An 11,377-nucleotide genomic window follows, 5' to 3' on the forward strand; every position below is an offset into this window, starting at 1 on the left:
TCATGTGTTAAAACTTTATATCATATAGAAGAAGGAACGCCTACGAAGACGTTCCTTCTTGTTGATTCCAATGATTGATCATATGATGTGCTGTTAAAGTAAGACGTTCAAAAATCTGAGACTTCATCGGTTCATCGATCTTAGTATGATCTAGAGCTTGTTCCATACAAAGAAGCCAAGCTCCTGCTCTTTTAGGAGTAATTTCAAAAGGTAGGTGGCGTGCTCGAAGCATCGGATGTCCATGCTTTTCAGAATAGAGAGAAGGTCCACCAAGAAATTGTGTAAGGAACAAATATTGCTTTGCTTTTACTTCTGTAAGATCCGCTGGAAAAATAGGAATTAAGTCTTCATGCTTGGCAACCAAATCATAGAAGTGATTTACTAGTTTCTTAAGGGTGGGAGCTCCTCCAATTTGGTCATAAAGGCTTCCAGTCTTTTCAATCACATGAAGGCTCCTTTCTATTGTATAATAGCAAAAGTCGTAACCCGCATAACTCTATTATACTTGTTTGATTAGAAAATCATAGGAATTACAAAAAAAACTTGCAATGCCTATATTTATTTAGTAAAATAGTGAATGTTGGTCATGGACTTGCGATGATGCGGGAGGTTGCTGACACACCCGGCTCCTTTGCCATTGCTGGGGTGCAGGATATTTTCGCGGAGAAATGTCCGTTATAATATGGGCGAAAAAGGAGGGACTACAATGGCAAAACAAAAGATTCGTATCCGATTGAAAGCATATGATCATAAGATTCTAGATCAATCAGCAGAAAAAATCGTAGAAACTGCGAAACGTTCCGGTGCAAATGTATCTGGTCCGATTCCACTTCCTACTGAGAAAGCTGTGTACACAATTCTTCGTGCGGTTCATAAGTATAAAGATTCTCGTGAGCAATTCGAAATGCGTACGCATAAGCGTCTAATTGATATCTTGAATCCAACACCACAAACGGTTGATGCACTAATGCGTTTGGATCTACCATCTGGTGTTGACATTGAGATTAAGCTTTAATCTCTACCTAGAGAATGACACGCTAGCTAGCGTTGTCTTGATGAGTACGGAAGTTAAAGGATTCTTTATATAGCTCCCCTGCTCGTCAGTAGGGACTTGATACAACAAAGGTCATTTTATGAAAATGTTAATGTAGGAGGTGGCACAAATGACCAAAGGAATCTTAGGAAGAAAACTTGGAATGACTCAAGTCTTCGCTCAAAATGGTACAGCGACTGCTGTAACTGTAATCCAAGCAGGTCCTTGCGTAGTTCTTCAAAAGAAGGATCAAGCAACTGATGGATATGAGGCGATTCAGATCGGTTTCGACGATAAGAAAGATCATCGTGCGAACAAACCTGAAAAAGGACATGCAGCTAAAGCTAACACTGCACCTAAGCGCTTCATCCGTGAAATCGACGGAATTAACCTCACAGAATATGAGGTAGGTCAAGAACTTAAAGCTGATATTTTTGCCGCAGGAGAGTTTGTAGACGTGTCCGGCGTGACAAAAGGTAAAGGTTTTGCAGGTTCTATCAAGCGCCACAACCACGCTCGTGGTCCAATGGCTCACGGTTCCCGTTACCATCGTGGACCAGGTTCCATGGGTTCTATCGCAGCTAACCGTGTATTCAAAGGTATGAAATTGCCTGGTCAAATGGGTGGCGAAAACGTAACAATCCAAAATCTTGAGGTTGTTAAAGTTGACACAGACCGTAACTTGATTCTTGTTAAAGGTTCCATACCTGGACCTAAAAACAGCTACGTAGTCGTGCGTACGGCTGTCAAGAAATAAGGAAAGGAGGAACTGACATGCCAAAAGTAGCTCTTTATAACCAAACAGGTGCGCAAGTAGGCGACATCGAATTGGCTGAAGCTGTATTCGGTATCGAACCAAACAACGCTGTACTGTTTGATGCAATCGTTATGCAACAAGCTTCTCAACGCCAAGGTACTCACGATGTAAAAAATCGTTCTGAAGTACGTGGTGGTGGACGCAAACCATGGCGTCAAAAAGGTACTGGTCGTGCACGCCAAGGATCTATTCGCTCTCCTCAATGGAAAGGCGGCGGCGTAGTATTCGGACCTACACCTCGTAAATACGGATATAAGCTAAACCGTAAAGTTCGTCGTTTGGCTCTTAAATCCGCTTTATCTACAAAAGTACAAAACAATGAATTGTTAGTACTAGATGCATTGACTATGTCTGCTCCTAAAACTAAGGATTTTGCTGGTATTCTTTCTAGCTTGAAAGTTGACCGTAAAGTTCTAATCGTAACAGCAGACTATGATCAAAACATCGCCCTTTCTTCTCGCAACATTCCAGGTGCTAAGTGCATTGATGCTGCTGGCGTTAACGTTCTTGACCTAGTTGCACATGATAAAGTAATCGTGACTAAAGAAGCGGTTGCTAAAGTAGAGGAGGTGCTCGCATAATGAAGAGCCTTCACGATGTTATCAAGCGCCCTATCATTACTGAGCGCACCACCGATATGATGGCTGATAAGAAGTACGTTTTCGAAGTACCGATGAAAGCCAACAAAACGGAAATCAAACAAGCTATTGAGAAAGTTTTCGGCGTAAAAGTTGAAGCAGTTAACACAATTCGCGTTGCTGCAAAACCTAAACGCTATGGTAAATATGCTGGATACACTTCTGAGTGGAAAAAAGCAATCGTTAAATTGACTGCTGATAGCAAAGAGCTAGAATTCTACGAAGGTATCTAAGTTCGACGACTTTCTATAAGGAGGGAATAAGGAATGGGTATCAAGAAGTTTAAACCGACTTCTCCGAGTCGTCGCCAAATGACGGTTTCTACCTTCGAAGAGATCACAACCTCCACTCCGGAGAAATCTCTTCTACAACCGCTTAACAAAAAAGCTGGACGTAACAACCAAGGTAAGATTACTGTTCGTCATCAAGGTGGCGGCCATAAGCGTAAATATCGTGTTATCGATTTCAAACGTAACAAAGATGGTATCGTAGGTCGCGTAGCTACTATCGAATACGATCCAAACCGTTCTGCAAACATCGCGTTAATCAACTACGCTGATGGTGAAAAGCGTTACATCATCGCTCCACATGGTTTGAAAGTTGGAGATGAGATTGTATCTGGCGCAGATGCAGACATCAAAACAGGTAACTGCTTACCACTTGTAAACATTCCTGTTGGTACAACAATTCACAACATCGAGTTGAAACCAGGTAAAGGTGCTCAGTTGGTACGTGCAGCTGGTACATCTGCTCAATTGCTAGGTCGCGATGGTGAATTCGTAATCGTACGTCTAGGTTCTGGTGAAACTCGTCGTATCCACAACGTGTGCCGTGCTACAATCGGTCAAGTTGGTAACTTGGATCATGAGTTGATCAACATCGGTAAAGCTGGTCGTAAACGTTGGTTGGGCGTACGTCCTACTGTTCGCGGTAGCGTAATGAACCCTAACGATCACCCACACGGTGGTGGTGAAGGTCGCGCTCCTATCGGTCGTAAAGCACCAGTTACTCCTTGGGGTAAACCTGCATTGGGTCTTAAGACTCGTAAGAAGAAAAACAAGAATGATAAATACATTATCCGTCGCCGTAAGAAGTAAGATCGGATAATACAATAAACCGAACGCCTTTGGCGAAGGGAGGTTTCTGAACTATGGGTCGTAGCTTGAAGAAAGGTCCTTTCGTGGACGACCACTTGATGAAAAAGGTTGATGCTTTGAACGAGAAAAGCGAGAAGAAAGTTGTTAAAACTTGGTCACGCCGTTCTACAATCTTCCCTGATTTTATCGGTCATACATTCGCTGTATACGATGGTCGTAAACATGTTCCTGTATACGTGACTGAAGATATGGTCGGACACAAATTAGGTGAATTCGCACCTACTCGTACCTTCAGGGGTCACGTCGACAACGACAAAAAATCCAAGAAGCGCTAATTATTCTCTTCATAGAGGGGAGGTACAATCATGGAATCCAAAGCAGTTGCTCGTAATATTCGAATCGCGCCTCGTAAAGTGCGTCTAGTTATCGATCTAATCAGAGGCAAGAAAATTGGAGAAGCTCTAGGTATTTTGAAACACACTCCTAAAGCAGGTTCTCCAGTAGTAGAGAAGCTTTTAAACTCTGCGATTGCTAATGCTGAGCATAACTACAACATGGATATTGAAAACCTTGTTGTTGGTCAAATTTTCGTTGATCAAGGTCCTACCTTGAAACGATTCCGTCCACGTGCAATGGGTCGTGCTAGCCGTATTCATAAGCGTACGAGCCACATTACAGTGGTATTAAACGAAAAATAAGGAGGGAAATTGAGTGGGACAAAAGGTAAGTCCGGTCGGTCTGCGAGTTGGCGTAATTCGTGACTGGGAATCCAGATGGTATGCTGATAAGGACTTCGCAACTTTGTTGCATGAAGACCTTCACATTCGTAAATACATCAAAGGTCGTCTTAAAGACGCTGCTGTATCTACTGTTGAAATCGAACGCGCTGCAAATCGCGTAAACGTAACAATTCACACTGCTAAGCCTGGTATGGTTATCGGTAAAGGTGGATCTGAAGTTGAAACACTTCGTAAAGCTCTTTCCCAACTTACTAGCAAGCGTGTACACATCAATATCAACGAGATCAAGAAACCTGATCTTGACGCTACTCTTGTAGCTGAAAACATTGCTCGTCAATTGGAAAACCGTATTTCTTTCCGTCGTGCACAAAAGCAAACAATCACTCGTTCTTTGCGTGCAGGTGCGAAAGGTATCAAAACACTTGTTAGTGGTCGTCTAGGTGGAGCTGATATCGCGCGTTCTGAAGGTTACAGCGAAGGTACTGTACCTCTTCATACATTGCGTGCTGACATCGACTATGGTACAGCTGAAGCTCACACTACTTATGGCCGCATCGGTGTAAAAGTATGGATCTACCGTGGTGAAGTTCTTCCTACTAAGAAGAACGTTGCACGAGTGGAAGGAGGCAAGTAAACATGTTGATGCCTAAACGCGTGAAGCATCGTAAACAACATCGTCCGAAGTTGTCCGGTAACGCTAAAGGCGGTACAACTGTTGCTTTCGGTGAATATGGCCTCCAAGCTCTTGAACCAGCTTGGGTAACGAATCGTCAAATCGAGGCAGCACGTATTGCGATGACACGTTATATCCGTCGTGGCGGTAAAGTTTGGATTAAAGTTTTCCCAGACAGACCGATTACACAAAAACCTCTAGAAGTCCGCATGGGTTCTGGTAAAGGTTCCGTTGAAAAATGGGTTGCTGTAGTTAAACCAGGTAAAGTTATGTTTGAACTTGCTGGTGTATCTGAAGAAGTAGCGCGTGAAGCTATGCGTCTTGCTATGCACAAACTACCTGTAAAGTGTAAGTTTGTTAAGCGCGAAGAAGTGGGTGGTGACGCACATGAAGGCTAATGAATACCGCAATCTAACCACTGCCGAGATCGAACAAAACGTTTCTTCTTTGAAAGAAGAATTGTTCAACCTTCGTTTTCAATTAGCTACTGGCCAATTGGAAAACACGGCTCGTATTAAGCAAGTGCGTAAGGATATCGCATGCGCGAAAACTATCCTACGCCAACGTGAATTAGGAATCGGCTAATATAAGGAAGGAGGTTCCAACGATGACCGCACAACGCAATTTGCGTAGAACGCTGGTAGGTCGTGTAGTATCAGACAAAATGGACAAAACCATTGTTGTTCTGGTTGAAACCTACAAAAAACATACGTTGTATGGTAAGCGTGTGAAGTACTCTAAAAAGTTCAAAGCACACGATGAAAACAATACAGCTAAAATCGGTGATATCGTAGAAATTATGGAAACTCGTCCGCTTTCTAAGGACAAGAGATTCCGTCTTGTAAAAGTAGTACAAGAAGCTGTCATTGTTTAAGATAGCTTAATATATGATAGACTCGGATAAAACATCACATCCGAAGGGAGTGACTCAGAATGATCCAAACTCAATCCAGACTAGCAGTTGCTGACAACTCTGGTGCTAAAGAATTAATGTGCATTAAGGTTCTTGGTGGATCTGGCCGCAAGACAGCTAATGTAGGCGACATTATCGTTTGCTCTGTCAAAGCTGCTACACCCGGAGGAGTTGTCAAGAAAGGTCAAGTAGTTAAGGCTGTTATCGTTCGTACAGTTAGTGGCGTACGTCGTAACGATGGTTCTTACATCCGCTTCGACCAGAATGCAGCGGTAGTTATCAAAGATGATAACTCTCCACGTGGTACACGTATCTTTGGACCGGTTGCTCGTGAGCTTCGTGAAAAAGATTTCATGAAGATCATCTCTCTGGCTCCTGAGGTTATCTAAATTAACGTAACAAATCTGTATTTTGTTCGATAGGAGGTGCACCCAGCGATGCACGTAAAAAAAGGCGATATGGTTATCGTTACTGCGGGCAAAGACAAAGGTAAAAAAGGTCAAGTATTGGCTGCTTTACCTAAAAAAGACCGTGTATTGGTAGAAGGTATTAATCTTGTGAAGAAGCATGCTCGTCCTTCTCAAGCGAATCCACAAGGCGGAATCGTAACACAAGAAGCTGCCATTCACGTTTCTAATGTCTCTCTAATTGACCCTAAATCAGGAAAACCTACCCGCGTAGGTTACAAAGTATTAGAGAACGGTAAAAAAGTTCGGGTTGCGAAAAAATCTGGCGAAGTAATCGATAAGTAGTCAGGTCGGAAAGGAGGTTGTCTTAAATGGCAGCAAGATTGAAAGATAAGTACTTGCAGGAAATCGTTCCTAGCTTGATGACTAAGTTTAACTATAAAACTGTCATGCAAGTTCCTAAAGTAGAGAAAATCGTTATCAACATTGGTGTTGGTGAAGCAGTTGCTAACGCAAAAGCTATCGATACAGCCATTGAAGATTTACAATTAATCGCTGGTCAAAAGCCAATTGTTACTCGTGCGAAGAAGTCTATCGCTGGTTTCAAATTGCGTGAAGGTATGCCGATCGGTGCGAAGGTAACACTTCGTGGTGAGCGTATGTACCAATTCCTCGATAAATTGATGAACGTATCTCTACCACGTGTTCGTGACTTCCGTGGTATTTCATCCAAAGCTTTTGACGGTCGTGGAAACTATACTCTTGGTCTTAAAGAGCAATTGATTTTTCCAGAGATCGAATACGATAAAATTGATAAGGTTCGCGGTATGGACATCGTAGTTGTAACATCTGCGAAAACTGATGAAGAAGCTCGTGAACTTCTGACTCAGATGGGTATGCCATTCCGTAAATAAACCCTATCGTAAGGAGGGACAATTGTGGCAAAGAAATCTATGATCGTGAAGCAACAGCGTGATCCAAAGTTTAAAGTTCGTGCGTATACTCGTTGCGAACGTTGCGGTCGTCCGCACTCTGTGCTTCGCAAATTTAAACTGTGCCGTATTTGCTTCCGTGAATTGGCTTACAAAGGCCAAATTCCAGGTGTAAAGAAAGCCAGCTGGTAATATAGACGGGAAGGAGGTTTTTCTCTCATGGTAATGACTGATCCAGTTGCTGATATGCTAACTCGCGTCCGCAATGCGAACATGGTTCGCCACGAGAAAGTTGAAATTCCTGCATCTAACTTGAAGAAGGAAATTGCTCGTCTTTTGAAAGAAGAGGGCTTTATCCGTGATGCAGAATTTATCGAAGACAACAAGCAAGGAATCATTCGTTTGTTCCTTAAATACGGGGTTAACAACGAACGTGTTATCACTGGCCTAAAACGTATCAGTAAGCCAGGACACCGTGTTTATGCAAACAACAATGAAATTCCTCGTGTATTAGGCGGACTAGGTGTCGCTTTGATCTCTACTTCCAAAGGTGTTATGACTGACAAACAAGCTCGTCAAGCACATGTTGGTGGAGAAGTACTAGCTTATATTTGGTAATCTTAGATTTACGCACAGGAGGTGCAAGTCATGTCGCGTGTCGGTAAAAAACCGATTACGGTTCCTGCAGGCGTTACTTTAACTCTGAACGGTACAGAGTTGACAGTAAAGGGCCCTAAGGGTACTCTCGTTCGTAACTTTCATCCGGACATCAAAATCAACATTACTGAATCTGAAGTAATCGTTGAACGTCCGTCTGACAATAAACTTCATCGTTCTCTCCATGGTACTACTCGTGCCTTGGTTTCGAACATGGTTGTAGGTGTATCTGAAGGTTTCACTCGTACACTTGAACTAGTAGGTGTAGGTTATCGTGGAGCTAAGTCTGCTAACGGTGTAACTCTTTCTCTAGGTTTCTCTCACCCAGTTGAGGTAACTCCTGAACAAGGAATCGAATTAGAACTAACTAACCAAACAACATTAGTTGTTAAAGGTATCGATAAAGAGCGTGTAGGCCAAGTGGCTGCTGAAATTCGTTCTCTACGTAAACCTGAGCCATACAAAGGTAAAGGTATTCGTTACAGCAATGAAGTTGTTCGTCGTAAAGAAGGTAAAAAAGGTAAATAAGCCGCATAGTTTCATCAGAAAGGAGGCCGCTTAATGTTTACGAAAAACGATAAAAACAAAGCACGGAAAAAACGTCAACTGCGTATTCGTAAGCGTGTAATGGGTTCTGCTGCTCGTCCACGTTTGAACGTTTTCCGTTCTTCTAAGCATATCTATGCTCAGTTAATCGATGATGTAGCAGGTACAACTCTTGCATCTGCATCTTCACTTGATAAAGAGCTTAACTTAAATAACGGTTCTAATACTGAAGCAGCAACTGCTGTTGGTAACTTGATCGCAGCACGCGCTCAAGAAAAAGGTCTCACTGAAATCGTCTTTGACCGTGGTGGTTACTTGTACCATGGACGTGTTAAAGCACTAGCTGATGCAGCACGTGAAGCTGGTCTGCAATTCTAAGGAGACAATAAGATATAAGGAGGGAAAAGAATGCGTATCGACGCTAGCAAATTAGAGCTAGAAGAAAGAGTCGTCGCTGTTAACCGCGTAGCAAAAGTGGTTAAAGGTGGTCGTCGCTTCAGCTTTAGCGCACTAGTAGTAGTAGGCGACAAGAACGGCCATGTTGGCTCTGGTATGGGTAAAGCCCAAGAAGTACCGGACGCTATTCGTAAAGCAATTGATGACGCGAAGAAAAACATGATTCGCGTACCTTTAAAAGGAACTACCATCCCTCACCAAGTTTTGTGCCATTTCGGTTCTGGCCGTGTATTAATCAAGCCAGCTTCTGAAGGTACAGGAGTTATTGCGGGTGGACCAGTTCGTGCGGTACTTGAACTTGCAGGTGTAGGTGACGTGTTGAGTAAATCTTTGGGTTCTAACAACCCAATCAACATGGTTAGCGCTACTCTTGAAGGCCTTAGCCGTCTGAAAACTGCTGAAGACGTAGCTAAACTTCGCGGAAAAACTGTCGCAGAACTTTTAGGATAGAAGGAGGGAAAGGGACATGGCGAAATCATTACAAATCACGCTAAAACGTAGCCTAATCGGTCGTCCGGCTGACCAGAAGGAAACGGTGAAAGCCCTTGGCCTTCGCAAAATCCGTCAAACAGTAGAAAAAGAAGACAACGTAGCAATGCGTGGTATGATTTTCAAAGTTAAACATCTTGTAGATGTAAAGGAAATCGGAGAATAAGCTACAGATTGATAGTGAGGAGGTGCAACCTATGAAATTGCATGAACTTAAACCAGCAGAAGGATCCCGTCATGAACGTAAACGTCTAGGACGTGGTATCGGTAGTGGAACTGGTAAAACAGCTGGTAAAGGTCACAAAGGTCAAAATGCTCGTTCTGGTGGTGGCGTACGCCCAGGATTTGAGGGTGGTCAAAACCCACTATTCCGTCGTTTACCTAAACGTGGCTTCCACAACATCAACCGCAAGGAGTTTGCAATCGTATCTCTAGATGCGTTGAATCGCTTTGCTGAAGGTACAGTGGTTACACCTGAGTTGCTTAAAGAAACAGGAGTTATCAGTGCTCTTCGTGATGGAGTGAAAGTTTTGGCTAACGGTGAATTAACTGTGAAGCTTACAGTAAAAGCTCACAAATTCTCTGGTGCTGCTGCTGAAAAGATTGCTCAAGTCGGTGGAACCACTGAGGTGATCTAATGTTAGGATCTTTTTCTAACATCTTTAAGATAGGCGACCTGCGTCGAAAGGTGTTTTTCACTCTTTTGATGCTTGTCGTCTTCCGAATTGGAACCCACGTTCCTGTGCCTAACATCAATGTTGATTTACTTCAAGGTAATACCAACAATTTTGTTGGTCTTCTGGATACATTCTCTGGTGGTGCATTGAAAAAATTCTCTATCTTCGCGATGGGTATTATGCCATACATCACTGCTTCGATCATTATGCAGCTTCTTTCCATGGATGTGGTTCCGAAGTTTACGCAATGGTCGAAGGAAGGAGAAGTGGGACGTCGCAAAATTGCGCAGGTAACACGCTACGGTACGATTGTTCTTGGATTTATCCAATCACTTGGTATGACCTATGGTTTTAACCGAATGATGAACGGATTAGTTACTGACACATCTTGGAGCAGCTTTTTGTTAATTGCTTTGACTCTAACAGCAGGAACTGCTTTTTTGCTGTGGTTAGGTGAGCAAATTACCGAAAAGGGCATTGGTAATGGTATTTCCATTATCATCATGGCGGGTATCGTCGCCAATATACCTGGTGGGATTCATACAATCTATGAGATGCAGTTTAATAATCCCAACTCGCAAGTTTTCTTTGGAGTTATTAAAATCTTACTGATTCTACTAGCGATTCTATTGCTGGTTGTAGGAATTATCTACATGCAACAAGGCTTGCGGAAGATTCCTGTACAGTATGCGAAACGTGTTGTAGGACGTAAGATGTTTGGTGGACAGTCTTCTCATATTCCACTAAAAGTCAACTCAGCAGGGGTTATTCCGGTAATCTTCGCTGTGTCGCTAGTAGTGTTCCCGTCAACAATCGCTAGTTTCTGGGTAAAACCGACTGGTGAAGGAATTGCTAACTGGATTTATAACAACTTCCAGGTTAGTTCTCCGCTTGGCATGACGCTTTACGCGGTGTTAATCATTGGCTTTACGTTCTTCTATACATTTGTTCAGATGAATCCTGCTCAAATGGCAGAAAATATGAGAAAGAATGGCGGTTACATTCCTGGAATTCGCCCTGGTACTAACACCGAGGTATATATTACTCGTACATTAACTCGCCTAACGTTCGCCGGTGCTATATTCCTGACTATCATCTCGCTATTGCCTTTCGCATTTAGTAAGATGTTTGGATTGCCTAACTCGATTTATATCGGTGGTACATCCATCTTGATTATGATTGGGGTTGTTCTCGACACCATGAAACAAATCGAGAGCCAGCTTATACAGCGTCATTACAAAGGCTTCATTAAATAACGAGTATAATAATCACCTCTGAACCTCCTAATGGGAGAGGATCTGG

At 42.9% G+C, this 11,377-nt stretch carries 24 protein-coding genes; 23 read left to right on the forward strand and 1 reads right to left on the reverse strand.

Features of this window, described 5'->3' with window-relative positions; all coding sequences use genetic code 11:
• Positions 1–40: 40 nt before the first annotated feature.
• On the reverse strand, positions 41–445 hold the full coding sequence (locus BrL25_RS11025) for a globin domain-containing protein (protein WP_018673899.1): 405 nt from the start codon (positions 443–445) through the stop codon (positions 41–43).
• Positions 446–543: 98 nt separating this feature from the next.
• Here BrL25_RS11025 and BrL25_RS25630 point away from each other — a divergent pair, with 98 nt between their 5' ends.
• From BrL25_RS25630 to secY, 23 genes are all read left to right on the forward strand, one after another.
• Positions 544–681 carry a hypothetical protein gene (locus BrL25_RS25630; RefSeq protein WP_236847671.1) on the forward strand — a complete coding sequence of 46 codons (138 nt, stop codon included), beginning with the start codon at positions 544–546 and terminating at the stop codon, positions 679–681.
• A gap of 25 nt (positions 682–706) precedes the next feature.
• Positions 707–1,015: a 30S ribosomal protein S10 gene (gene rpsJ / locus BrL25_RS11035; RefSeq protein WP_003333796.1), complete on the forward strand. Its 309-nt coding sequence runs from the start codon at positions 707–709 to the stop codon at positions 1,013–1,015.
• Between the two features lie 148 nt (positions 1,016–1,163).
• Positions 1,164–1,790, forward strand: a complete 627-nt coding sequence (rplC, locus tag BrL25_RS11040; RefSeq protein ID WP_018673898.1) for a 50S ribosomal protein L3 — start codon at positions 1,164–1,166, stop codon at positions 1,788–1,790.
• A gap of 17 nt (positions 1,791–1,807) precedes the next feature.
• On the forward strand, positions 1,808–2,431 hold the full coding sequence (gene rplD, locus BrL25_RS11045) for a 50S ribosomal protein L4 (RefSeq protein WP_018673897.1): 624 nt from the start codon (positions 1,808–1,810) through the stop codon (positions 2,429–2,431).
• The gene (gene rplW, locus BrL25_RS11050) at positions 2,431–2,721 is read left to right on the forward strand and encodes a 50S ribosomal protein L23 (protein WP_003333793.1); all 291 of its coding nucleotides are present in this window, start codon (positions 2,431–2,433) and stop codon (positions 2,719–2,721) included. Before rplD ends, rplW begins: the two co-directional genes overlap by 1 nt.
• A gap of 33 nt (positions 2,722–2,754) precedes the next feature.
• Positions 2,755–3,585, forward strand: a complete 831-nt coding sequence (rplB, locus tag BrL25_RS11055) for a 50S ribosomal protein L2 (RefSeq protein ID WP_018673896.1) — start codon at positions 2,755–2,757, stop codon at positions 3,583–3,585.
• 53 nt (positions 3,586–3,638) lie between these two features.
• Positions 3,639–3,920 (forward strand): 30S ribosomal protein S19, encoded by a 282-nt coding sequence (gene rpsS / locus BrL25_RS11060; protein ID WP_018673895.1) that lies wholly within the window; start codon positions 3,639–3,641, stop codon positions 3,918–3,920.
• Positions 3,921–3,950: 30 nt separating this feature from the next.
• Positions 3,951–4,283, forward strand: a complete 333-nt coding sequence (gene rplV / locus BrL25_RS11065) for a 50S ribosomal protein L22 (RefSeq protein WP_018673894.1) — start codon at positions 3,951–3,953, stop codon at positions 4,281–4,283.
• 13 nt (positions 4,284–4,296) lie between these two features.
• Complete coding sequence (gene rpsC / locus BrL25_RS11070; protein ID WP_003333788.1) at positions 4,297–4,959, forward strand: 30S ribosomal protein S3; 663 nt, start codon at positions 4,297–4,299, stop codon at positions 4,957–4,959.
• A gap of 2 nt (positions 4,960–4,961) precedes the next feature.
• Positions 4,962–5,396, forward strand: coding sequence for a 50S ribosomal protein L16 (rplP, locus tag BrL25_RS11075; RefSeq protein WP_018673893.1), 435 nt, complete (start codon positions 4,962–4,964; stop codon positions 5,394–5,396).
• A complete protein-coding gene (gene rpmC, locus BrL25_RS11080) occupies positions 5,386–5,583 on the forward strand; it encodes a 50S ribosomal protein L29 (protein ID WP_003333786.1) in 198 nt (65 codons plus the stop codon). The genes rplP and rpmC overlap by 11 nt, the downstream gene beginning before the upstream one ends.
• A gap of 22 nt (positions 5,584–5,605) precedes the next feature.
• Complete coding sequence (gene rpsQ, locus BrL25_RS11085) at positions 5,606–5,872, forward strand: 30S ribosomal protein S17 (RefSeq protein ID WP_018673892.1); 267 nt, start codon at positions 5,606–5,608, stop codon at positions 5,870–5,872.
• Between the two features lie 59 nt (positions 5,873–5,931).
• Positions 5,932–6,300, forward strand: a complete 369-nt coding sequence (rplN, locus tag BrL25_RS11090) for a 50S ribosomal protein L14 (RefSeq protein ID WP_003333784.1) — start codon at positions 5,932–5,934, stop codon at positions 6,298–6,300.
• 48 nt (positions 6,301–6,348) lie between these two features.
• Positions 6,349–6,663, forward strand: coding sequence for a 50S ribosomal protein L24 (rplX, locus tag BrL25_RS11095; protein ID WP_018673891.1), 315 nt, complete (start codon positions 6,349–6,351; stop codon positions 6,661–6,663).
• A 26-nt stretch (positions 6,664–6,689) separates the two neighbouring features.
• A complete protein-coding gene (gene rplE, locus BrL25_RS11100; protein ID WP_003333782.1) occupies positions 6,690–7,232 on the forward strand; it encodes a 50S ribosomal protein L5 in 543 nt (180 codons plus the stop codon).
• A gap of 24 nt (positions 7,233–7,256) precedes the next feature.
• Positions 7,257–7,442, forward strand: a complete 186-nt coding sequence (locus BrL25_RS11105) for a type Z 30S ribosomal protein S14 (protein ID WP_003333781.1) — start codon at positions 7,257–7,259, stop codon at positions 7,440–7,442.
• Positions 7,443–7,469: 27 nt separating this feature from the next.
• Positions 7,470–7,868 carry a 30S ribosomal protein S8 gene (gene rpsH, locus BrL25_RS11110; RefSeq protein ID WP_018673890.1) on the forward strand — a complete coding sequence of 133 codons (399 nt, stop codon included), beginning with the start codon at positions 7,470–7,472 and terminating at the stop codon, positions 7,866–7,868.
• Positions 7,869–7,898: 30 nt separating this feature from the next.
• Positions 7,899–8,435, forward strand: coding sequence for a 50S ribosomal protein L6 (gene rplF / locus BrL25_RS11115; RefSeq protein ID WP_018673889.1), 537 nt, complete (start codon positions 7,899–7,901; stop codon positions 8,433–8,435).
• Between the two features lie 33 nt (positions 8,436–8,468).
• A complete protein-coding gene (gene rplR, locus BrL25_RS11120) occupies positions 8,469–8,831 on the forward strand; it encodes a 50S ribosomal protein L18 (RefSeq protein ID WP_018673888.1) in 363 nt (120 codons plus the stop codon).
• Positions 8,832–8,861: 30 nt separating this feature from the next.
• Positions 8,862–9,359 carry a 30S ribosomal protein S5 gene (gene rpsE / locus BrL25_RS11125; RefSeq protein WP_018673887.1) on the forward strand — a complete coding sequence of 166 codons (498 nt, stop codon included), beginning with the start codon at positions 8,862–8,864 and terminating at the stop codon, positions 9,357–9,359.
• Positions 9,360–9,375: 16 nt separating this feature from the next.
• Positions 9,376–9,564 carry a 50S ribosomal protein L30 gene (rpmD, locus tag BrL25_RS11130; protein ID WP_018673886.1) on the forward strand — a complete coding sequence of 63 codons (189 nt, stop codon included), beginning with the start codon at positions 9,376–9,378 and terminating at the stop codon, positions 9,562–9,564.
• A gap of 31 nt (positions 9,565–9,595) precedes the next feature.
• Positions 9,596–10,036 (forward strand): 50S ribosomal protein L15, encoded by a 441-nt coding sequence (gene rplO, locus BrL25_RS11135; RefSeq protein WP_003333776.1) that lies wholly within the window; start codon positions 9,596–9,598, stop codon positions 10,034–10,036.
• Entirely contained in the window at positions 10,036–11,331 is a 1,296-nt protein-coding gene (gene secY, locus BrL25_RS11140) for a preprotein translocase subunit SecY (protein ID WP_018673885.1), read from the forward strand. The genes rplO and secY overlap by 1 nt, the downstream gene beginning before the upstream one ends.
• Positions 11,332–11,377 lie beyond the last annotated feature (46 nt).

Origin of the sequence: Brevibacillus laterosporus DSM 25 (genome assembly GCF_002706795.1) — a bacterium.
Classification (GTDB): Bacteria; Bacillota; Bacilli; order Brevibacillales; family Brevibacillaceae; genus Brevibacillus_B; species Brevibacillus_B laterosporus.

Bases quoted from the DNA above. Each gene is read 5' to 3' on its own strand.
- rplB (WP_018673896.1), top strand. From the start codon at position 2,755: ATGGGTATCAAGAAGTTTAAACCGACTTCTCCGAGTCGTCGCCAAATG.
- rplV (WP_018673894.1), top strand. From the start codon at position 3,951: ATGGAATCCAAAGCAGTTGCTCGTAATATTCGAATCGCGCCTCGTAAA.
- rpsS (WP_018673895.1), top strand. From the start codon at position 3,639: ATGGGTCGTAGCTTGAAGAAAGGTCCTTTCGTGGACGACCACTTGATG.
- rpsJ (WP_003333796.1), top strand. From the start codon at position 707: ATGGCAAAACAAAAGATTCGTATCCGATTGAAAGCATATGATCATAAG.
- rplD (WP_018673897.1), top strand. From the start codon at position 1,808: ATGCCAAAAGTAGCTCTTTATAACCAAACAGGTGCGCAAGTAGGCGAC.
- secY (WP_018673885.1), top strand. From the start codon at position 10,036: ATGTTAGGATCTTTTTCTAACATCTTTAAGATAGGCGACCTGCGTCGA.
- rplX (WP_018673891.1), top strand. From the start codon at position 6,349: ATGCACGTAAAAAAAGGCGATATGGTTATCGTTACTGCGGGCAAAGAC.
- rpsQ (WP_018673892.1), top strand. From the start codon at position 5,606: ATGACCGCACAACGCAATTTGCGTAGAACGCTGGTAGGTCGTGTAGTA.
- rplP (WP_018673893.1), top strand. From the start codon at position 4,962: ATGTTGATGCCTAAACGCGTGAAGCATCGTAAACAACATCGTCCGAAG.
- rplF (WP_018673889.1), top strand. From the start codon at position 7,899: ATGTCGCGTGTCGGTAAAAAACCGATTACGGTTCCTGCAGGCGTTACT.
- rplO (WP_003333776.1), top strand. From the start codon at position 9,596: ATGAAATTGCATGAACTTAAACCAGCAGAAGGATCCCGTCATGAACGT.
- rplN (WP_003333784.1), top strand. From the start codon at position 5,932: ATGATCCAAACTCAATCCAGACTAGCAGTTGCTGACAACTCTGGTGCT.
- rpsE (WP_018673887.1), top strand. From the start codon at position 8,862: ATGCGTATCGACGCTAGCAAATTAGAGCTAGAAGAAAGAGTCGTCGCT.
- rpmC (WP_003333786.1), top strand. From the start codon at position 5,386: ATGAAGGCTAATGAATACCGCAATCTAACCACTGCCGAGATCGAACAA.
- rpmD (WP_018673886.1), top strand. From the start codon at position 9,376: ATGGCGAAATCATTACAAATCACGCTAAAACGTAGCCTAATCGGTCGT.
- rplE (WP_003333782.1), top strand. From the start codon at position 6,690: ATGGCAGCAAGATTGAAAGATAAGTACTTGCAGGAAATCGTTCCTAGC.
- rpsH (WP_018673890.1), top strand. From the start codon at position 7,470: ATGGTAATGACTGATCCAGTTGCTGATATGCTAACTCGCGTCCGCAAT.
- rplW (WP_003333793.1), top strand. From the start codon at position 2,431: ATGAAGAGCCTTCACGATGTTATCAAGCGCCCTATCATTACTGAGCGC.
- rplC (WP_018673898.1), top strand. From the start codon at position 1,164: ATGACCAAAGGAATCTTAGGAAGAAAACTTGGAATGACTCAAGTCTTC.
- rplR (WP_018673888.1), top strand. From the start codon at position 8,469: ATGTTTACGAAAAACGATAAAAACAAAGCACGGAAAAAACGTCAACTG.